Origin of the sequence: Lysobacter sp. GCM10012299, from assembly GCF_042649405.1 — a bacterium.
Classification (GTDB): Bacteria; Pseudomonadota; Gammaproteobacteria; order Xanthomonadales; family Xanthomonadaceae; genus Lysobacter_J.
This window is the reverse complement of the sequence record NZ_JBHRZC010000002.1, coordinates 741,870-760,892: the sequence shown is the minus strand read 5'-3', so window position 1 is coordinate 760,892 and position 19,023 is coordinate 741,870. Positions and strand designations below refer to the sequence as shown.

Sequence of the window (19,023 nt, the reverse complement as noted above, 5' to 3'; positions counted from 1 at the left end):
CGACTTCCCGCGCAGCCCGCCGGCACCATGTCGATCCAGTCCAAGCACTTCCCGCAGCTGCGCCAGGGCGCACTGGCCCTTTTGCTGCTGGTGTCATTCGTCGCCGCGGCTGCCGACGGCGCGACGACCTACTACCCGCCGCGCGGCGACTGGGAACGGGCGACACCGGCACAGTCCGGCTTTGATCCGCAGCGACTGCAGCAGGCCATTGCCTTCGCCCAGGCCCACGAGGCGCCCGAGCCGCGCGACCAGGCGCAAGCGCTGGCGCAGAGTTTCGGTGCCAGGGAACCGGACTTCGGCGGCCAGATCGGGCCTACAGCGGTGCGCGCCGGCATCAACGGCCTGATCGTCCACCGCGGTCGCGTGATCGCCGAGTTCGGCGACACCGGCAGCGTCGACATGAGCCACAGCGTCACCAAGACCTTCCTGAGCACCGTGGTCGGGCTGGCCTGGCAGGACGGACGCATCCGCGACACCGATGACCGCGTCGCGCCGTACATGCCGCGCGACGTCGATCTGTTCGCGTCGGAACACAACGCGCCGATCACCTGGGAGCACCTGCTGCGCCAGACCAGCGACTGGGAAGGCACGCTATGGGGCAAGCCGGACTGGGCCGATCGTCCCTCCGGTCCGCCGGAACAGTGGCCGCAGCGCGCGCGCCACGCGCCAGGCAGCCACTACATGTACAACGACGTGCGCGTGAACGTGCTCGCGCTGGCGGCGTTGCAGGTGTGGCGGCAGCCATTGCCGCAGGTGCTGCGCGAGCGCGTGATGGATCCGATCGGGGCCAGCAGCCGCTGGCGCTGGCACGGCTACCGCAACTCATGGGTCGAGCTCGACGGCCAGAAGATGCAGTCGGTCTCCGGTGGCGGCCACTGGGGCGGCGGAATGTTCATCGACAGCTGGGACCTGGCCCGCTTCGGCTATCTGTTCCTTCGCGAGGGACGCTGGCAGGACCGGCAGATCATCTCGCCGCAATGGATCGCCAAGGCACGCACGCCCGGCGCCGACAATGCCGACTACGGCTACTGCAACTGGTTCCTCAACACCGGTCGCAAGGCACTGCCGTCGGCGCCGGCCAGCAGTGTCACCTTCCGTGGCAACGGCCAGAACATCGTCTACATCGACTGGGACAACGACCTGCTGGTCGTGGTGCGCTGGATCGACCGCGGCGACGCGCTCGACCGCTTCATCGGCATGGTGCTTGCGGCGCGGAAGGCCCCGCCGCAAGCACGTTGACGGCAACCGCTACGGCGTCTTCGCCGCTTCGCCGGTCGCCAGCGGCCGCACGTACTGCAGCAGGCTGGTCAGCGTCTTGCCGGGCTCTTCCCACGGCATCATGTGGGCCGAGCGCTCGAACCAGACGCCCTGCTTGTACGGCGCCTTCACCTGACGCAGCCACGCTTCGGTGGGCTGCGACGGCGTGGTGTAGTCGTGGCGGCCCATGAACATCACCACCGGGATCGGGAATTCGTGCACGCCCTTGAAGTCGACGTCGACGAACTCCGGCAGGATCCGGCCGAGGCTGAAGAGGTTGCCCTCGTCGATGGCGCAGCGGTCGAGGTCGTTGTAGTCCGGTGACAGTCGCGGGCCGCGATAGAAGTACGTCGAATCATCGCGGTAGGCGGTGAGGCCGCCATAGAACTGCGGCCACTTGCGGGCGATGATGATGCGCTCACGGGTGATCGGCTGGTTGCCGGGGTATGGCGCGATGGAGGCAAGCTCGCGCAGCGCCTCTTCGTTCTTGTGCGCCTTTGCCTGCTCGACGCCGTAGTCGTAGCTGATGCGCTCGTTGTCGCGGATGTTGATGGCCTGGCCGATGCCGACGTAAGCATGAAACAGGTCCGGACGCTGCAGCGCGGCGTTCATGCCGACGATCGTGCCCCAGCTGTGGCCGACCAGGATCAGCTTCTTCTTGTGATAGCGCTGGCGCAGGTACTGCGCCACTTCGATGGCATCGTCGACGTAGCGCTGGATGTGGATGGTGTCGCTGATCGATTCCGGCGGCGTGGTTTCGTTGAAGGTCTTGCCGGCACCGCGCTGGTCCCAGTTGACCACCGTGAAGTACTCCTCCATCGGTCGCTGGAACTCCCACATCGTCGGCGTGATGGGCGACGCGGGACCGCCGTGGACGAACAGGATCATCGGGTTGTCGCGGTCCTGGCCGCGCACGTTGAGCCACTGGTCGATGCCGCCGATGCGGGTCTTGTAGGACTCCTGCACGCCGGTCGGCGCAACGATGCGCTGCATGTCGGCGATGATTTCGCGCGATGGCTCGTAGGACGAACGGTCGGGACATCCCTGCGCGGCTGCGGCGAGGGACGCGGCCATCAGGGCCGCAACAGCAAACGATCGCTTGATCATGAACTCTCCTTGGAAAGACCGGCGGAACAGCGCCGGCCTTGGGCCAAGGGATACGATCAGCGCCGCGAGGGTTGCAATGGTACGGCGCGTGTCAGCTGCGCGCGCGCCAACTCGCCAGCAAAACCGCCGCGGCGGAAGCGACATTGAGGCTCTCGACCGCGCCCGTCCCGGGAATCGACAGGCGCAGGTCGCATGCCGCCGCCAGTTCGCGGTCCATGCCCTCGCCTTCCGCGCCTAGCACGTAGATCACGCGCTGCGGCAGCGGCGCCGAGAACAGGTCGCTGCCACCCTGCACGACCGTGGCGGCCAGGGTGAATCCCGTGCTGCGCAGTTGCGCGATCGAGTTGTCCGTGCGCCCCAGTCGCACCATCGGCACGACCTCGGCGCCGCCTTCGGCGACGCGCGCCGCCGCGCCCGACAGCGACAGCGTCGAATGCTTCGGCAACAGGATCGCACCGACGCCGAAATGCGCGGCCGAGCGCAGGATCGCGCCGAAGTTGTGCGGGTTGCCGACACCGTCGAGCCAGATCGCGCATTGCGGACCCGCCGGCAAATCGCGCAGCCAGTTCGACAGCGCCAGCGGTTCCTCGCGCAGCACCTCGGCGACGACGCCCTCGTGGTGGGTACTGGCAGCCAGCTTGTGCAGGTCTTCCTCGTCGACCACGCGATAGCCGACGCGGTTGGCGACGCACCATTTCAGGATCGGCTGCAGCGCCGGGATGCGCGCTTCGGCCAGGTACAGCTTGCGGATCGCCTGCGGCCGCCGGGCGAAGACGGCGCGCACGGCATTGAGGCCGTACAGGCGCAGCTCGGCGCTGCGACGCTCGCGAGCCGAGGGGCCGTGCTCGTGGTCGCTTTCATGCATGGGTTCGGCAGGACGTGGCGCATGGGACGCTCGTGGTGCCCGGGCCTCACGTTCGGCCGGTTCGCTGCGGTCGCGCGCAGGGCGGCCCCACGGGCCTCCGCTGCCGGCAGGGGGTTGGCGCGGGCCGCGAGGCGGCTTGCCGGGGGGATCATGTCGCATCGTTCTGGTTCCTTCTCATGGGCGGGCACACCTTCGCGAACACGCGCAGGTCATGCACTTCGCCGAACTTCACCACGGCGCAGCGTTGTGCGCCTTCTTCTTCGAATCCGTTCTTCTGCAGCACGCGCGCCGACGCCGGGTTGCTGTCGAGCACGGTGGCCTGCAAGCGATACAGCGCCATGGCCTCGATCAACCACGGCGCGTAGACGGTCACCGCTTTCGTCATCAACCCGCGTCCCCAGAGGGCGTGTCCGAGCCAGTAACCCATCTGCGCCGAGTGCCTGCGATCGGCCTGACCAACGACGGCGCCGATACCGCCGCAGGCCCGGCCGTCGACTTCGATGGCGAAGACGGGGTCGTTCAGATCCACCACTTCACCGGCGAGGAAACGCTCACCATCCAGGCGCGTGTAGGGATGCGGGAACCGGTCGCTGAGGCCGCGCACGACACGCGCGTCGTCAGCGTGCGCCAGCAGGTCCGGAAGATCGCTGGCATGCCAGGGCCGCAGCACGAAGCCGTCGCCGGCCAGGCGCACGCCACGGTGGTCGTGCTGGCGTAGGGGTTGTGGCATGGGGGCAAGGGTAACCGATCGCTGCGTTGCCCCCTCGCCCTGGCCTCAGGCGTGGCCGCCGACCGACGGCGTTTCCGCCTCCAGCTTCTCCAGCTCCTGCGACACCGCTTCCGGCGACTTCGTGTACTTGGCCAGCAGCACGTAGAACGCCGGCACCACGAACAGCGACAGCAGCGTCGAGAACGACACGCCGAAGATCACCACGATGCCGATCGTCGCGCGGCTGGCCGAGCCCGGGCCGCCAGCCAGCACCAGCGGCACCGCACCGACCACCGTGGCAATCGACGTCATCAGGATCGGACGCAAACGCACCGCCGAGGCCTCGACGATCGCCTGGTGGATGCTGCGGCCTTCATCACGCAGCTGGTTGGCGAACTCGACGATCAGGATGCCGTTCTTCGCCGCCAGGCCCACCAGCATGACGATGCCGATCTGGCTGAACAGATTGAGCGTGCCGCCGGTCAAGGCCAAGCCGATCAGCGCACCGAGCACGCCCAGCGGCACCGTCAGCATGATCACGAACGGGTGGATGAAGCTTTCGAACTGCGCCGCCAGCACCAGGTACACGATCAGCAGCGCCAAGGTGAAGGTCAGCAGCACCGCGCCGCCGGCCTTCAGGTATTCGCGCGATTCGCCCTTCCAGTCGATCTGGGCGTGGTCGGGCAGTTCTTCCTGCACCGTCTTTTCCAGCCACTGCATCGCTTCGCCCATGCGATAGCCCGGCGACAGGCCTGCACTGATCGTGATCGCGCGCAGGCGGTTGAAGCGGTTGAGGCTGCCCGGCTCGGCCAGCTCGCGCAGCGTCACCAGGTTCGACAGCGGGATCAGCGCACCGTCGCGTGCACGCACCTGGATCGCTTCCAGGTCGGCCGGCGACGCGCGCAGCTCGCGGTCGGACTGGACGATGACGTCGTACTCCTCGCCGTTCTGCACGAACGTGGTGACGCGGCGGCTGCCCATCATCGTTTCCAGGGCGTGGCCGATGTCGGTCACCGGCACGCCCAGGTCAGCGGCGCGCTGGCGGTCGATCTCCACGCGCATCTGCGGACGGGTTTCCTTGTAGTCCGAGTCGGTCGAGAAGAAGCCCGGGTTCTGCTCCATCTTCGCCAGCAGCTTGTCGCGCCACTGCGCCAGCTCGGCGTACTCGGGGCCGCCGAGCACGATGTTGATCGGCTGGCCGCGACCGCGCACCAGGCCGCCGCTGACCTGCGGCATCGCGCGCACGCCCGGCAGGCTGGCCAGTTCGCCCTGCAACTGCTTGGCGACGTCGGCGGTGCTGATGTCGCGTTCCTTCCAGTCCTTCAGGAACACCGCGATGCGGCCGGTGTGCATTTCCTCACTGGCACCGAAGCCGCCGGGCACGCGCGGGTTGTAGCGCTGGATCACGCCATCGTTGCCGGTGTGCGCGGCGACGATCTTCTCGACCTGCTGCACCTGCCCGACCGTGTAGTCGAAACCGGCGCCTTCCGGGCCGAGGATGCTGATCTGGAACGAGCCGCGGTCCTCCGGCGGCGCCAGCTCCGACGGCACCACCTTGAACAGCACGACGCTCACCGCGATGGCCGCGAGCATGATGCCGGCAAAGATCCACGGGCGGTCGACGCTGCCATCGAGGAAGCGGCGATAGCGCTTGCCGATGCCGTCCAAACGCGCATTGACCCAGCGGTTGACCGGGTTGGATTTTTCCTCGCTGTGCGCACGCACCAGCTTGGACGACATCATCGGGGTCAGCGTCAGCGCGACGAAGGCCGACAGCGCCACGGCGCCGGCCAGGGCCACCGACAGCTCGCGGAACAGGCGGCCGGTGTTGCCCTCCATGAAGCCCACCGGCAGGAACACCGCCACCAGCACCGCGGTGGTGGCGATCACCGCGAAGGCCACCTGCTTGGTGCCGCGCTTGGCCGCGACCAGGCGCGGCTCGCCCAGGTCGATGCGGCGCTGGATGTTCTCCAGCACCACGATCGCGTCGTCGACCACCAGGCCAATGCACAGCACCAGCGCCAGCAGCGTCAGCAGGTTGATCGAGAAGCCGAACAGGTACAGCGGAATGAACGCGGCGATCAGGCACACCGGCACGGTCACGGCCGGGATGAGCGCGGCGCGGAAACTGCCGAGGAACAGCCAGATCACCAGCAGCACCAGCACGATGGCCTCGACCAGCGTGTGGTAGACGCGCTCGACCGCCGATTCGATGAACACCGTGGTGTCGAAGGCGACGAAGATCCTGGTGCCCTGCGGCAACGTCTTCTGCACCTGCTCGGCCTCGGCGCGGACGGCGCGGGCGACATCGAGGCTGTTGGCGGTGGAGGTCTTGACGATGCCCAGGCCGATGTTCGGCTCGCCATTGCTGCGGTAGTAGGCGCGGCGCTCGGCCGAGGCCAGCTCGATCCTCGCCACGTCGCCCAGGCGGACGACATAACCGTCAGTGCCCTTGGCCAGCGGGATCTGGGCGAAGTCCTCGGGCTTCTGGTAGCTGCGCGCCACGCGCAGGGTGAAGTCGCGGGCGTTGGATTCGATGCGGCCGGCGGGCAGCTCGACGTTCTCGGCTTCCAGTGCGTTCTCGACGTCGTTGACGGTGATGCCGCGCGCGGCCAGCGCGTCGCGGTCGATCCACACGCGCATCGCGTAGCGCTGCTGGCCGCCGATGCGGACCTGGGCGACGCCGTCGACGGACGAGAGCCGGTCGACCACGTAGCGCTCGGCGTAGTCGGACAGCTGCAGCGTGTCCATCTTCGTCGAGCTCATGTTGAGCCAGAGGATCGGGTCGGCGTCGGCCTCGACCTTCTCGATCTGCGGCGGGTCGGCCTCGTCGGGCATGCGGTTGCTGACGCGGCTGACGGCATCGCGGACGTCGTTGGCGGCGGCCTCGATCTCGCGCGACAGGTTGAACTCGATGCTGATCGACGCGCGGCCGTTGATGCTGCGCGACTCGATGGTCTCGATGCCCTCGATGCCGGCCAGCGCATCCTCGAGGATCTGGGTGATGCGGGTTTCAACCACCGCCGCCGAGGCGCCGGGGTAATTCACGTCCACTGACACGATCGGCGGATCGATCGCCGGCAGTTCGCGCAGGGTCAGGCGCGAGAACGCCATCACGCCGAGCACGATGAGCAGCAGGCTCATCACCGTGGCGAACACGGGGCGGCGGATCGACAGATCGGACAGGTTCATGGCTCAGCCCCGGTTGGCCGTCGCGGCCCCGTCGACATGCGCGCCTGCTTTCTGGTCGGCCTTCAGGTCAGTGATGCGGCTGCCCACGCGCAGCTTGCCGGTGCCGTCGACGACGATGCGGTCGCCGACCGTCAAGCCCTGCGTGACTTCGGCCTTGCCATCGCGGCGGCTGCCGACCTTGACGTCGGCGCGCTCGACCGAGGAATCGGGCTTGACCCGGTAGACGAAGCTGTCGGTGCCGACCTGCACGATCGAGATCTCCGGCACCACCAGTGCCTCGCGCTCCGGCCGCACCAGCGTCACCTGCAGCAGCATGCCGGGCCGCAGCTCGCGCCCGTCGTTGGCGAAGTCGCCGCGAACAGTGATGGCGCGGGTGGCCTCGTCGACGCGCGCGTCGATGGTGCTGACGACGCCCTCGAAGCGGCGGCCCGGGTAGGCCGTGCTGGTGCCGCTGACCTTCTGGCCTACGGCGAGGCTGGCCAGCATCGCTTCCTGCACCGGGAAGTCGACGTAGACGCGGGCGGTGTCGTCGAGGGTGGCGATCGGGGTGCCGGGCGTGACCAGCGCGCCGGGGCTGACCTGGCGGATGCCGAGCACGCCGCTGAATGGCGCGCGGATCACGCGATCGCCGATGTCGGCACGCATCTGCGCGACGCGGGCGCGGGCGACGTCGCGCGCGGCGCGCTGGGTATCGAGCGTGGAGCGGGCGATCAATTGCTGGCCGGCCAGCTCGGTCTGGCGCTGGTAGAGCTGTTCGGACTCGTTCGCCGCCGCTTCGGCCTGGGCCAGGGCGGCCTGCTGCTGGCGGCCGGTCAGCGTGATCAGCGGCGCGCCGGCAGCGACGAGGTCGCCGCTGTTGAAATGCACCTGATCGACCGTCTCGCTGACCTTGGCGGTGACGGTGATCGACTCGCGCGCCTTGACATTGCCCAGCGCCAGCACCGTGTCGCTCCAGGGCTGCATCGTCACCTGCTGCGTGGTCACCGGAATCGGGCGATCGCCGCCGCCGTCGCGCGGCTTGGCATCATTGCTGCCGCACGCGGAGAGCGCGAAGGCGAAAACCAGCAGGCAGCTGGCTTGGAATCCCGGGGTAAGTCGCATGCGGCTCTCTGAACATGGGGCATCGGCGTGCCCAAACCATTGGATTCTAGCTGTCCCGGGTTAACGCCCGCGTAGGCCATTGGTTGACAACACACTGCGCACAGCCGGTCCGGGCGCCCCCGCTGGCCGGTGCGGACCCGCTGGCAACGTCTCCCAGTAGGGCCGGACTGTGGCAATCTGCGGCCGCGATCACCCTACCGGCGCCCCCCGCGGCGCCAGGCCCTCGCCACGCGACGGCCGGCACGACTTCCCTTTCCCTGCCTGGAGTCGAAAGAAATGATCCACGACAGCATCCTCGACACGATTGGCCGCACGCCGGTCGTGCGCCTGAATCGCATCGCCCCCGACCACGTCACCGTCTACGCCAAGGTCGAGGCCTTCAATCCGGGCGGCTCGGTCAAGGACCGACTGGCCCTGGCGATCATCCTCGACGCCGAAGCACGCGGCCAGCTCAAGCCCGGCGACACCGTGGTGGAGGCGACGTCCGGCAACACCGGCGTGGCGCTGGCCATGGTCTGCGCCGCGCGCGGCTACAAGTTCGTCGCGACGATGTCGGAAACGTTCTCGATGGAGCGCCGCAAGCTGATGCGCGCCTTCGGCGCCAAGGTCATCCTGACCCCGGCCGCCGAGCGCGGCAGCGGCATGGTGCGTCGCGCCGAAGAGCTGGCGAAGAAGCACGGCTGGTTCCTCGCCCGCCAGTTCGAAAACGAGGCCAATCCGGCTTACCACCGCCAGACCACGGCGGCCGAGATCCTGCGCGATTTCGCCGGTCGCCGGCTCGATCATTTCGTCACCGGCTGGGGCACGGGCGGCACGCTCACCGGCGTCGGCGAGGTGCTGAAGGTCGCTCGCCCGGAAGTACGCGTGACCACCTGCGAACCGGCCGGTGCGGCGTTGCTGTCGGGCAAGGAATGGCAGCCGCACAAGATCCAGGGCTGGACCCCGGACTTCGTGCCGGCGGTGCTCAACCGCGACGTCGCCGACGCGATCCTGCCGATCGATGATGTGCTCGCGCGCGATACCGCACGTCGGCTGGCCAGCGAGGAAGGCATCTTCGTCGGCATCTCCGCCGGTGCCACCGCGGCGGCTGCGCTGGAAGTGGCGCGCAACGCCGACAAGGGTTCGGTGATCCTGGCGATGCTGCCCGACACCGGCGAGCGCTACCTCAGCACGTTCCTGTTCGAGGGCGTCAACGAGGGCTCGGACGACGAGTGGCTGGCGGGGTTGTAGGCAACCGGCACCGCCATGGCCATGCACGTGTTCGAAGGCGACATCACGATCCTGGCGGTCGATGCGATCGTCAATGCCGCCAATGAATCGCTGCTCGGTGGCGGCGGCGTCGACGGTGCGATCCACCGCGGCGCCGGTCCCGGCCTGCTCGAGGAGTGCCGCAAGCTGCCGCAGGTGCGGCCCGGTGTGCGCTGCCCGACGGGCGAGGCGCGCATCACGCGTGCCCATCGCCTGCCGGCGCGCCACGTGATCCACACCGTCGGACCGGTCTGGCACGGTGGCAACGCCGGTGAGCCCGCGTTGCTTGCGGCGTGCTATCGCAACAGCCTGGAGCTGGCGTTGCAGCACGGTGTCGAGTCGATCACCTTCCCCGCGATCAGCTGCGGGGTGTATGGCTACCCGCCGGAGCTGGCGGTGCCGTTGGCGGTGGCGACGGTGGACCAGTGGCAGGCGGCGCACCGGCAGCCGATTGCGGTCACCTTCGTGTGTTTCGGCAACGAGATGGCGCAGCGGTATCGGGTGTTGCTGGATTCGATCTGACGCCGGATGGCCCCGGGTGCGCTTCGCTTACCCGGGCTACACGTCGGGCGTAGCCCGGGTAAGCGCAGCGCACCCGGGGACGCAACATCACCCCTGCGGCACCCCCGCCATGTCCGGCAACCGATGCGCCACGCCCTTGTGGCAATCGATGCAGGTCTTCTCGCCCGTGCCCAGCCAGCGCTTGTGGATCTGCGATGCGCGCGATCCCTGGCGGGTCAGGTCCATCGAGTCGTAGTCGTGGCAGTTGCGGCACTCCAGCGAGTCGTTGGCCTTCAACCGCGACCACTCATGCATCGCCAGTTCCAGGCGATGGTCGAGGAACTTCTCGCGCGTATCGATGGTGCCGAACAGCTTGCCCCACACTTCCTTCGACGCCTGCATCTTGCGCGCGATCTTGTCGGTCCACTGGTGCGGCACGTGGCAGTCCGGGCAGGTCGCGCGCACGCCGGAGCGGTTGCTGTAGTGGATGGTCGACTTGAGTTCCTGGAACACGTTGTCGTGCATCTCGTGGCAACCGGTGCAGAACTTCTCGGTGTTGGTCGCCTCCAGCGCGGTGTTGAACCCGCCCCAGAACAGGATGCCGGCGACGAACCCCGCCGCCACCAGGAAGCCCAGGCTGTAATGCACGCTGGGCGAGCGCAGGGTTCGCCAGTGAGGCCGGAGAGGCTCGAGCCAGCGCGGGAGCATCACGGGCTCCCCTTTGCTTCAGCGGCGGCCAGGACCCTGTCGATGTCCTCGAAGTTGTTGGCGACCAGCACCGGTGCATCGGTCTGCACCACATGGCACTGGTTGCAGAAGTAGCGGCGCGACGAGATCGACGCCAGGAACTGGTCGTCGCGGTCCATGTAATGGGTCACGCTGACCGGCGGGGCCTGGAACTTCTCTGCGTTGGCGCGAGCGTGGCAGAGCATGCAGCGGTTGCTGTTCTTGTCGACCTGGTAGCCGTCGATGGCGTGCGGGATGGTCGGCGGCTGCATCGGGTACGCACGCTCGCGCTTGCGGTCGACGTTCTCGACGCGCGCCATCGGCAACGGCGCCGCCTCCTGGTCGACCGGCACGCCGCGCCGCAGCCCATCGAGCTGGCGCGCCCCGGTGCGGCCGATCGCCGACTCCGCGGGCACCGCAGGTGCTGCCGCCGCGGTGCGCGCCTCGGTGGCGCGCTCATGCTTGCCGACCATCCGGCCAAACAGCCAGCCGGCGAAGAAGATCAGGGCCATCAGCCCGACGGTCATGCCGACGGCAATCCACAACGGCTTGTTGCGCATGGCGATGCCCTCCTAGGCGCCCAGTACCTTGACTGCGCACTTCTTGAAGTCGGTCTGCTTGGAGATCGGGTCGGTGGCGTCGAGCGTGACCTTGTTGATCAGCTGCCCGGCATCGAACCACGGCACGAACACCACGCCCGGCGGCATGCGGTTGCGCCCGCGCGTCTCCACCCGCGTGCGCATCTCGCCGCGGCGCGACACCACCCGAACGTCGTCGCCGCGCTTGAGGCCGCGCGCCTTGGCATCGTCGGGATTCATGAAGATCACCGCGGTCGGGAAGCTGCGGTACAGCTCCGGCACGCGCATCGTCATCGAGCCCGAGTGCCAGTGCTCGAGCACGCGCCCGGTCACCAGCCACATGTCGTATTCCTTGTCCGGCGACTCGGCGGGCGGCTCGTAGGGCAGCGCCCAGATCACCGCGCGGTTGTCCTTGTTGCCATAGAACTGGTAGCCGGTGCCGGCCTTGACGTAAGGGTCAGCGCCCTCGCGGTAGCGCCAGCGCGTTTCCTTGCCATTGACCACCGGCCAGCGCAGACCGCGCGTGCGGTGGTAGTCGTCGAAGGGTGCCAGATCATGGCCGTGGCCACGGCCGAACGCCGCGTATTCCTCGAACAGGCCCTTCTGCACGTAGAAGCCGAAGTGATGCGACTCGTCGTTGGCGTAGCCTTTCTCGATGTCGGCCACCGGGAACTTGTCGACATTGCCGTTGCGGAACAGCACGTCGTACAGGGTCTTGCCCTTGAAGCCCGGATTGGCGGCGAGGATGTCCTCCGGCCAGCATTCGTCGGTGGTGAAGCGCTTGGAGAATTCCATCAGCTGCCAGAGGTCCGAGCGCGCCTGCGCCGGCGCACTGACCAGCTGGTGCCAGAACTGCGTGCGGCGCTCGGCGTTGCCGTAGGCGCCCTCCTTCTCGACCCACATCGCCGCCGGCAGCACCAGGTCGGCGGCCTGCGCGGTCACGGTCGGATAGGCATCGGAAACGACGATGAAGTTGTCCGGATTGCGGTAGCCCGGCCAGCCCTCCTCGCGCAGGTTGGCCGCGGCCTGCATGTTGTTGTTGACCTGCACCCAGTAGGCATTGAGCTTGCCGTCCTTGAGCGCGCGGTTCTGTTCGACCGCGTGGTAGCCGGGCTTTTCCTTGATGATGCCGTGCGGGATCTTCCAGATCTCCTCGGCATGCTTGCGATGCTCGGGATTGGCCACCAGCATGTCCGCCGGCAGGCGATGGCTGAAGGTGCCGACTTCGCGCGCGGTCCCGCAGGCGGACGGTTGCCCGGTCAGCGAGAACGGGCTGTTGCCGGGCGTGGCGATCTTGCCGGTCAGCAGGTGCAGGTTGTAGACCATGTTGTTGGCCCACACGCCGCGCGTGTGCTGGTTGAAGCCCATGGTCCAGAACGAGGTGACCTTGATCTTCGGGTCGGCGTAGAGCTCGGCCAACTTCTGCAGCCAGCCGGCTTCCACGCCGGTCATCTCGACCGTCTTCTCGAGCGTGTACGGCGCCACGAACGCGGCGAACTGGTCGAAGTCGATGACCTTGCCGCCGTTGGCATCCTTGGCGTTCTTGGCCTTGACCTCCAGCGGGTGCTCCGGGCGCAGGCCATAGCCGATGTCGTCATTGCCCTGCTTGAAGCTGGTGTGCTTGTCGACGAAGTCCTTGTTGACCTTGCCGCTCTTGATGATGTGGTTGGCGATGTAGTTGAGAATCACCAGGTCGGTCTGCGGCTTGAACACGATCGGGATGTCGGCCAGCTCGAAGCTGCGATGTTCGAACGTGGACAGCACGGCGACCTTGACGTTGGGGTTGGTCAGGCGGCGATCGGTCACCCGCGTCCACAGGATCGGGTGCATCTCGGCCATGTTCGAACCCCACAGCACGAACGCGTCGGCCTGCTCGAAGTCGTCGTAGCAGCCCATCGGTTCGTCCATGCCGAAGGTGCGCATGAAGCCCATCACCGCCGAGGCCATGCAGTGGCGCGCGTTGGGATCGATGTGGTTGCTGCGGAAGCCGGCCTTCATCAGCTTGTTGGCGGCGTATCCCTCGAAGATGGTCCACTGACCGGAGCCGAACATGCCGATGCCGTCGCCGCCCTTGTTCTTGAGCACGCGCTTGAACTGCGCGGCCATGACGTCGAAGGCCTCGTCCCACTCGACCTCGACGAAGTCGCCTTCCTTCGCGTATACGCCGTTGGTCTTGCGCAGCAGCGGCTTGGTCAGGCGGTCGCTGCCGTACATGATCTTCGACAGGAAGTAACCCTTGATGCAGTTGATGCCGCGGTTGACCTCGGCATGGACATCGCCGTGCGTGGCGACGACGCGGCCGCCCTTGACCGCGACGTTGACGCCGCATCCCGTACCGCAGAACCGGCACGGTGCCTTGTCCCACTTCAGCGCGGTCAGGTCGCCTTCGGTGACGATGTTGGCGGCGCCGCCCGGCAGCGACATGCCAGCGGCGGCCGCGGCGGTGGTGACGGCGGTATTGCGGATGAACTCGCGACGGGTGGTCATGGCGCGACTCCGGTGGCGGCAGGTGTGGGCATGGGCGCGTCGAGCGCGTCGCCCGGTTCGGCGTGGTGGTAGACCAGCAGCACGTTGAGCACGCCCGGCACGGCACGCAGCGCCTCGATGCGATCGAGCAGCGCGTACTGGTCCGCGCATTCGCACAACACTATGCTGCGGGTGCCTTCGCTGCGTGCCAGTTCCATGTCGTCGCTGGCGGCAATCCACGCCGCCAGCGCAGGGGCGGCCTCGCCACGGTGCTGGACGACGAAACTGGCGATGTGGACTTCGGTGTTGCGCGGGTCGCTGCTCATGCCGGCTCCAGCTGCATCAGTGTCACTGCGTCGACCGGGCAGACGCCCACGCAGGCGCCGCAACCGTTGCAGCGCTCCGGGTCGATGACGGGCGTCGGTACTGCGGTCGACAGGGGAAAAGTGATCGCCCTTTCCGGGCAGGCATCGCGGCAGCTCGAGCAGACCACGCCATGGCGCGGCAGGCAGGCCTGGCCGGCGCTGGCCAGCGTGTGCCAGGGCGCTTCGGCGACGTTGCGGTCGATTGCGCGCGGCGTGCAGGCATCGGCGCAGTCGCCGCAGAACGTGCATTCACCCAGATGCGGATCGAACACCGCATAGCCTGCCTCGCCACGCACGAGCACCCGTTCGGGGCAACGCTCGATGCAGGCGCCACAGCCGGTGCAGGCGTCGAGGAAGGACGATTCGTCCAGCGCCCAGGGCGGACGCAATGGCGCCCGGGCGGCCTGCCGTCCCAGCAGCAATGCGCGGCGCGAACGGTCGGGCGCGGCCGCCACTTCAGTGCCCCGTCGGCGGGCCGGCGAACATCTGGTAGATCCACACCAGGAAGCCATACCCGGCGACGAACATCACCGTCAGCAGTGGGAACACGACCGCGGTCAGCAGCAGGAAAGCGATGCGTTCGCGCCGCTTGATGACCGCGTGGTCTGGCTGGCCCATGGCTGGCTCCGTCACGAAGATCCATTCCGTTCGCAGCGACGCGCCATTGGTAACCCACGACGTGTTAAGGCCTCGTGTTAACGCAACGTAAATCATCGCGACCGCGGGGTTCAGCGGCATTTACGCCCGCGGGGCGCACGATCCGGAGGTCCGATGACGGAGCTGGTGGATGCGCCCGGGACTCGCTGCGCTGTTGCTTTGGTTGGCCGCCGCAGGTGGTTCGGCCGGCGGCCAGGATGACGGGCTGCTCTTCGTCAGCGTCCAGTACCGGGACCGCGCGCAGTTGCAGTCCCTGGCCGGCCGCTTCCAGCACGTGAGCGTGGACGAGCGCGGCCGGTCCGCCGCGTTCGAGGCCACCTACGACGAGTACCTCGCGCTGCGTAGGGCCGGCATCGATGCGCGCGTCGACGAAGTCGCGACGGCGCGAATGCATGAGGCCGAACAGGCGCTGTTGCAGTCCGGGGAGCTGCGTCCAGAGGCCATCCCCGGATTCGCCTGCTACCGCACCGTCGAGGAAACCTACGCCACGATGGAGCAGCTGGCGCGCGATCGCCCCGACCTGGCGCGGGTGGTGGACATCGGCCCGAGCTGGCTGCGAAGCCGCGATGCCACGCTGGGTTATCCGATGAAGGTGCTGGTGCTCGGCAACAGCGCCACCGACGGCGAGATCGCCAACAAGCCGAGCATGGTGCTGCTGGGCTCGATACACGCACGCGAGTACACACCGGCGGAAGTCCTGGCCCGCTTCGCGCAATGGCTGGTCGACGGCTACGGCAGCAACGCCGAGGCGACCTGGCTGCTGGACAGCTATCGCTTCCACTTCGTGCTGCAGGGCAATCCTGACGGGCGCAAGCGCGCCGAGGCCGGGGCCTCATGGCGGAAGAACGTCAACACCAGCAATGGCTCGTGCACGGCCAGCAATTACGGCATCGACCTCAACCGCAATTTCCCGTTCCGCTGGAATGGCGCCGCCGGCGGATCGAGTGGCAACCCGTGCGCGGGCACATACCGGGGCCCGCAACAGGGTTCGGAGCCGGAAACGCAGAACCTGCTGCGCTACGTCGCCGGTGTCGCAGATGCAAGCGGCACCTGGCGCGGCGGCGTGTTCCCGGATCGCCGCGGCGATGCGGCCACTGCTGCGGCACCCCAGGACTACCGCGGTCTGTTCGTCGACCTGCACAGTTATTCGCGGCTGGTGCTGTGGCCATGGGCCTATTCGGACGCGGCGACGGCGAACGCGACGGCGCTGCGCACGCTCGGCCGCCGGATCGCGTGGCACAACGGCTATGCGCCGAAGCAATGGGTGGGGTTGTACGTTGCCGACGGCACCAACACCGACACGATGTACGGCCTGCTCGGTGTGCCCAGTTACACGATCGAGATGGGCGTGGCGTTCTTCGAGAGCTGCGCGACGTTCGAGTCGACCACGTTGCCGAAGAACCTGGCGGCATTGCGCTATGCCGCACGCAACCTGACTGCGCCCTATGCCTATCCGTCCGGGCCCGACACGCTGACGGTGTCGGTGTCACCGGCGAGTGTCAGGGCCGGCCAGGCGGTGACCGTGACCGCGACGCTGGACGACAGCCGCAGCAACCAGAGCAACGGCGCCGAGCCGGTGCATGTGATCCGTGCCGCTTCGGCCTACCTGGACCAGCGGCCCTGGACCGCCGGCGCCACACGGATCGCGATGCAGGTGGTCGACGGTGCCTGGGACAGCAGCCGCGAGGGCGTGCGTGCAGTGGTGAACACGCAGGGCCTCGCGCCGGGCCGCCACGTCGTGTTCGTTCGCGGCAGCGATGCCAGCGGCAGCGTGGGAACGCCGGATGCGGTTTATTTCACGGTCGTCGGCAACTGACTGGCTGCTAGTTGCGCTTGCGTCTGCGGTGCGGCGCCGTCCGCCGAGTCTTCGTTTTTCGCCCGTCATTCCCGCGAAGGCGGGAATCCATGGACGTTGCTCTTGCCGGCAAAAGCAAATGGATCCCGGCGTTCGCCGGGATGACGTTGAGTTGGCTGGAGGCGTGATGGCCTGGATCCCGGCGTTCGCCGGGATGACGGTGAGTTGGCTGGAGGCGTGATGGCCGCGATCCCGGCGTTCGCCGGGATGACGGTGAGTTGGCTGGAGGCGTGATGGCCGCGATCCCGGCGTTCGCCGGGATGACGGTGAGTTGGCTTGAGGAACGAAGACCAGGCATCGACGGACTGGAGCGTCGTTCGACGGCCCTGGGATTGCGGAGCAGTGGGCCATGGATGGCCCACGCCCCGCGTAAAGACAGGATGTCGTCCGCGGGGCGGAGCAATCCCAGGGTCGGCGGACGACGCCTTTCCGCAGCCAGTTACCTACGCAACAAAAAAGCCGGCACCAGGCCGGCTTTTCTGTAGCTCGCAAGCAGCGAAACTTACGCAGCCTGCTTCCACTGGCCAAGCGCAGCCAGGCCATTGTCACGAGCGCGCTCGTACACCGTCTGCTGGGCCTTGGCGAAGTTGTTGATCAGGTCCTGCGACCACAGCTTCAGCGCAGCCTGCTGCATCGCGCGGCCGTAAGAGAACGACAGCGGCCACGGGTTCGGGCCCATCTGGTTCATCGCATTGAGGTGCGCCGTGGCGTCCTCGTCGGCCTGGCCACCGGACAGGAACACGATGCCCGGCAGCGTCGCCGGCACGGTCGACTTCAGGCACTGCAGCGTGGCCGCAGCAACGTCCTCGACACTGGCCTTCTCGCCGCTGGTGGTGCCCGGCAGGACCATCGAGGCCTTCAGGATGGTGCCTTCCAGCATCACGTTGTGCTCGTACAGCGACGCGAACAGCGAACGCAGCGTGACCTCGGTGACCTCGTAGCAGGTCTCGATGTCGTGCGAACCGTCCATGATCACTTCCGGCTCCACCATCGGCACCAGGCCCTGCTCCTGGCACAGCGCCGCATAGCGGGCCAGCGCATGCGCGTTGGAGTCGATGCAGGTGCCCGACGGAATGTCGTCACCGATGTTGATCACCGCGCGCCACTTGGCGAAACGCGCGCCGAGCTTGTAGTACTCCTCCAGGCGCGCACGCAGACCGTCCAGGCCCTCGGTGATCACCTCGCCCGGGAAGCCGGCCAGGGCATGCGTGCCCTTGTCGACCTTGATGCCCGGGATCATGCCGTTGTCGGACATGTACTTGGCGAACGGGACGCCGCTCTTGGTCGACTGGCGGATGGTCTCGTCGAACAGGATCGCGCCGGAGATGTAGTCGCTCAGCTTGGGCGTGGCCAGCAGCAGCTCGCGGTAGGCGCGGCGGTTTTCTTCGGTGTTCTCGATGCCGACGCCCGCGAAGCGCTTGGCAATGGTGCTGGTGGACTCATCGATGGCGATGATGCCCTTGCCCGGGGCCACCATGGCCTGGGCGGTTTCGGCAAGCTGTTCGATGCTCATTGGACGTCCTGCAGGGAGCGGTGGGAAGCCCGGCATTATAGCGGCAGCGCAGCATTACCGCCCGCGGTCGGCCACGGTGAATCAATCACTTAGGCGACAGACACCCCGGATTTCAATACCAGTTTCAGGCGCCGTTGCCGGTCACTGCCCGGCGATGGCCTGGCGCAGCGTGTGGTTGGCGGCGTCCCGCGACTTCAGTGGCTGGCCGTATTCGTCCACGCCCGGGAAGAAGTCCGCGGCCGGATCGATGCTGCGCTTGAGGGACGCGATCCGCGCGTAGCACTCCGTCAGCTCGCCGGCATGCGGGCACCCGAGCAGGTGGTAGAACTCGTGCACCGTCGCCTTGCCCGGCGGCGTGAACATCTGGTTGATCGACACCTGCGTGGCGACCACATAGCCGCGGGTGTGCGTGGGATCGTCGACGCTGCCGAGCACTTCCGGCATCAGCAGGCCCCACAGGAAGTCACCGGCGTTGCGGTCGACGAACGCGACCAGGCGATCGCACGGCGCCTCCAGTTCGTGCGCGATGACGTCGTCGAACAGGCTGCGATGGGCGAAGCCGGCGCGCGTCCACGGACGCACCCAGGGCACGACCACTTCAATGCCGTAGGGCTTGAACTCCTGGTTGACCAGGCCGATCAGTTTTTCGATGCGCTGCTCGCTGACGTCGCCGGTGCGCAGTACGCACACGCGCATCTGCACCGGCGGCCCGTACTGCGTCGCGAAGCGCTGCTGCGTGTGCATTCCCACCGTCGTGCAGGCGCACAACGCGACGCTGGCGACGATTGTCAGGACGCCGCGCAGCAGGCGCGACGAGCGGCTGTGACGATCGATGCTGACGGTTGCCACGGCAATGCCCCTGGGGGAGGGATTGCTATCGCCA

The 19,023-nt window shown here is 67.6% G+C and carries 17 protein-coding genes; 4 read left to right on the top strand and 13 right to left on the bottom strand.

What is annotated here, in order from left to right; translation table 11 throughout:
• Window positions 1–27 precede the first annotated feature (27 nt).
• Window positions 28–1,239, top strand: a complete 1,212-nt coding sequence (locus tag ACFOPO_RS07675) for a serine hydrolase domain-containing protein (protein WP_386702521.1) — start codon at window positions 28–30, stop codon at window positions 1,237–1,239.
• A gap of 9 nt (window positions 1,240–1,248) precedes the next feature.
• On the opposite strand, the gene ACFOPO_RS07670 is transcribed toward ACFOPO_RS07675, so the two are convergent.
• The 5 genes from ACFOPO_RS07670 to ACFOPO_RS07650 all read right to left on the bottom strand — a co-directional run bounded on the left by ACFOPO_RS07670 (window position 1,249) and on the right by ACFOPO_RS07650 (window position 8,231).
• Window positions 1,249–2,364, bottom strand: coding sequence for an alpha/beta fold hydrolase (locus tag ACFOPO_RS07670; RefSeq protein WP_386702519.1), 1,116 nt, complete (start codon window positions 2,362–2,364; stop codon window positions 1,249–1,251).
• Between the two features lie 91 nt (window positions 2,365–2,455).
• Window positions 2,456–3,388, bottom strand: coding sequence for a TrmH family RNA methyltransferase (locus ACFOPO_RS07665; protein WP_386702517.1), 933 nt, complete (start codon window positions 3,386–3,388; stop codon window positions 2,456–2,458).
• On the bottom strand, window positions 3,378–3,959 hold the full coding sequence (locus ACFOPO_RS07660) for a GNAT family N-acetyltransferase (RefSeq protein WP_386702515.1): 582 nt from the start codon (window positions 3,957–3,959) through the stop codon (window positions 3,378–3,380). The genes ACFOPO_RS07665 and ACFOPO_RS07660 overlap by 11 nt, the downstream gene beginning before the upstream one ends.
• Before the next feature lie 45 nt (window positions 3,960–4,004).
• Complete coding sequence (locus tag ACFOPO_RS07655; protein WP_386702513.1) at window positions 4,005–7,130, bottom strand: efflux RND transporter permease subunit; 3,126 nt, start codon at window positions 7,128–7,130, stop codon at window positions 4,005–4,007.
• Between the two features lie 3 nt (window positions 7,131–7,133).
• Entirely contained in the window at window positions 7,134–8,231 is a 1,098-nt protein-coding gene (locus ACFOPO_RS07650; protein WP_386702511.1) for an efflux RND transporter periplasmic adaptor subunit, read from the bottom strand.
• 276 nt (window positions 8,232–8,507) lie between these two features.
• On the opposite strand from ACFOPO_RS07650, the gene cysK reads away from it, so the two are divergent.
• Together cysK and ACFOPO_RS07640 are read left to right on the top strand one after the other, a co-directional pair.
• The gene (gene cysK / locus ACFOPO_RS07645) at window positions 8,508–9,461 is read left to right on the top strand and encodes a cysteine synthase A (protein ID WP_386702509.1); all 954 of its coding nucleotides are present in this window, start codon (window positions 8,508–8,510) and stop codon (window positions 9,459–9,461) included.
• Window positions 9,462–9,476: 15 nt separating this feature from the next.
• The gene (locus ACFOPO_RS07640) at window positions 9,477–10,001 is read left to right on the top strand and encodes an O-acetyl-ADP-ribose deacetylase (protein ID WP_386702507.1); all 525 of its coding nucleotides are present in this window, start codon (window positions 9,477–9,479) and stop codon (window positions 9,999–10,001) included.
• Between the two features lie 87 nt (window positions 10,002–10,088).
• On the opposite strand, the gene ACFOPO_RS07635 is transcribed toward ACFOPO_RS07640, so the two are convergent.
• The 6 genes from ACFOPO_RS07635 to napE are packed head-to-tail and all read right to left on the bottom strand — an operon-like array spanning window position 10,089 to window position 14,733.
• The gene (locus ACFOPO_RS07635; protein ID WP_386702505.1) at window positions 10,089–10,688 is read right to left on the bottom strand and encodes a NapC/NirT family cytochrome c; all 600 of its coding nucleotides are present in this window, start codon (window positions 10,686–10,688) and stop codon (window positions 10,089–10,091) included.
• Window positions 10,688–11,266, bottom strand: coding sequence for a nitrate reductase cytochrome c-type subunit (locus tag ACFOPO_RS07630; protein ID WP_386702503.1), 579 nt, complete (start codon window positions 11,264–11,266; stop codon window positions 10,688–10,690). Before ACFOPO_RS07630 ends, ACFOPO_RS07635 begins: the two co-directional genes overlap by 1 nt.
• A 12-nt stretch (window positions 11,267–11,278) precedes the next feature.
• Window positions 11,279–13,771, bottom strand: coding sequence for a periplasmic nitrate reductase subunit alpha (gene napA / locus ACFOPO_RS07625; protein ID WP_386702501.1), 2,493 nt, complete (start codon window positions 13,769–13,771; stop codon window positions 11,279–11,281).
• A complete protein-coding gene (locus tag ACFOPO_RS07620; protein ID WP_386702499.1) occupies window positions 13,768–14,076 on the bottom strand; it encodes a chaperone NapD in 309 nt (102 codons plus the stop codon). Before ACFOPO_RS07620 ends, napA begins: the two co-directional genes overlap by 4 nt.
• Window positions 14,073–14,570, bottom strand: a complete 498-nt coding sequence (gene napF, locus ACFOPO_RS07615) for a ferredoxin-type protein NapF (protein ID WP_386702497.1) — start codon at window positions 14,568–14,570, stop codon at window positions 14,073–14,075. Before napF ends, ACFOPO_RS07620 begins: the two co-directional genes overlap by 4 nt.
• A 1-nt stretch (window position 14,571) precedes the next feature.
• The gene (napE, locus tag ACFOPO_RS07610; protein WP_386702495.1) at window positions 14,572–14,733 is read right to left on the bottom strand and encodes a periplasmic nitrate reductase, NapE protein; all 162 of its coding nucleotides are present in this window, start codon (window positions 14,731–14,733) and stop codon (window positions 14,572–14,574) included.
• 169 nt (window positions 14,734–14,902) lie between these two features.
• Between napE and ACFOPO_RS07605 the strand changes: the two genes are divergently transcribed.
• Window positions 14,903–16,588 carry a M14 family zinc carboxypeptidase gene (locus ACFOPO_RS07605; protein WP_386702493.1) on the top strand — a complete coding sequence of 562 codons (1,686 nt, stop codon included), beginning with the start codon at window positions 14,903–14,905 and terminating at the stop codon, window positions 16,586–16,588.
• Between the two features lie 541 nt (window positions 16,589–17,129).
• Here the strand turns inward: ACFOPO_RS07605 and ACFOPO_RS07600 are convergent.
• Both ACFOPO_RS07600 and ACFOPO_RS07595 read right to left on the bottom strand, forming a co-directional pair.
• On the bottom strand, window positions 17,130–18,140 hold the full coding sequence (locus ACFOPO_RS07600) for a class I fructose-bisphosphate aldolase (RefSeq protein WP_386702491.1): 1,011 nt from the start codon (window positions 18,138–18,140) through the stop codon (window positions 17,130–17,132).
• Between the two features lie 141 nt (window positions 18,141–18,281).
• Window positions 18,282–18,989, bottom strand: a complete 708-nt coding sequence (locus ACFOPO_RS07595; RefSeq protein WP_386702489.1) for a hypothetical protein — start codon at window positions 18,987–18,989, stop codon at window positions 18,282–18,284.
• Between the last annotated feature and the right edge of the window lie 34 nt (window positions 18,990–19,023).

Bases quoted from the DNA above. Each gene is read 5' to 3' on its own strand.
- ACFOPO_RS07675 (WP_386702521.1), top strand. From the start codon at position 28: ATGTCGATCCAGTCCAAGCACTTCCCGCAGCTGCGCCAGGGCGCACTG.
- ACFOPO_RS07670 (WP_386702519.1), bottom strand. From the start codon at position 2,364: ATGATCAAGCGATCGTTTGCTGTTGCGGCCCTGATGGCCGCGTCCCTC.
- ACFOPO_RS07665 (WP_386702517.1), bottom strand. From the start codon at position 3,388: ATGCGACATGATCCCCCCGGCAAGCCGCCTCGCGGCCCGCGCCAACCC.
- ACFOPO_RS07660 (WP_386702515.1), bottom strand. From the start codon at position 3,959: ATGCCACAACCCCTACGCCAGCACGACCACCGTGGCGTGCGCCTGGCC.
- ACFOPO_RS07655 (WP_386702513.1), bottom strand. From the start codon at position 7,130: ATGAACCTGTCCGATCTGTCGATCCGCCGCCCCGTGTTCGCCACGGTG.
- ACFOPO_RS07650 (WP_386702511.1), bottom strand. From the start codon at position 8,231: ATGCGACTTACCCCGGGATTCCAAGCCAGCTGCCTGCTGGTTTTCGCC.
- cysK (WP_386702509.1), top strand. From the start codon at position 8,508: ATGATCCACGACAGCATCCTCGACACGATTGGCCGCACGCCGGTCGTG.
- ACFOPO_RS07640 (WP_386702507.1), top strand. From the start codon at position 9,477: ATGGCCATGCACGTGTTCGAAGGCGACATCACGATCCTGGCGGTCGAT.
- ACFOPO_RS07635 (WP_386702505.1), bottom strand. From the start codon at position 10,688: ATGCTCCCGCGCTGGCTCGAGCCTCTCCGGCCTCACTGGCGAACCCTG.
- ACFOPO_RS07630 (WP_386702503.1), bottom strand. From the start codon at position 11,266: ATGCGCAACAAGCCGTTGTGGATTGCCGTCGGCATGACCGTCGGGCTG.
- napA (WP_386702501.1), bottom strand. From the start codon at position 13,771: ATGACCACCCGTCGCGAGTTCATCCGCAATACCGCCGTCACCACCGCC.
- ACFOPO_RS07620 (WP_386702499.1), bottom strand. From the start codon at position 14,076: ATGAGCAGCGACCCGCGCAACACCGAAGTCCACATCGCCAGTTTCGTC.
- napE (WP_386702495.1), bottom strand. From the start codon at position 14,733: ATGGGCCAGCCAGACCACGCGGTCATCAAGCGGCGCGAACGCATCGCT.
- ACFOPO_RS07605 (WP_386702493.1), top strand. From the start codon at position 14,903: ATGCGCCCGGGACTCGCTGCGCTGTTGCTTTGGTTGGCCGCCGCAGGT.
- ACFOPO_RS07600 (WP_386702491.1), bottom strand. From the start codon at position 18,140: ATGAGCATCGAACAGCTTGCCGAAACCGCCCAGGCCATGGTGGCCCCG.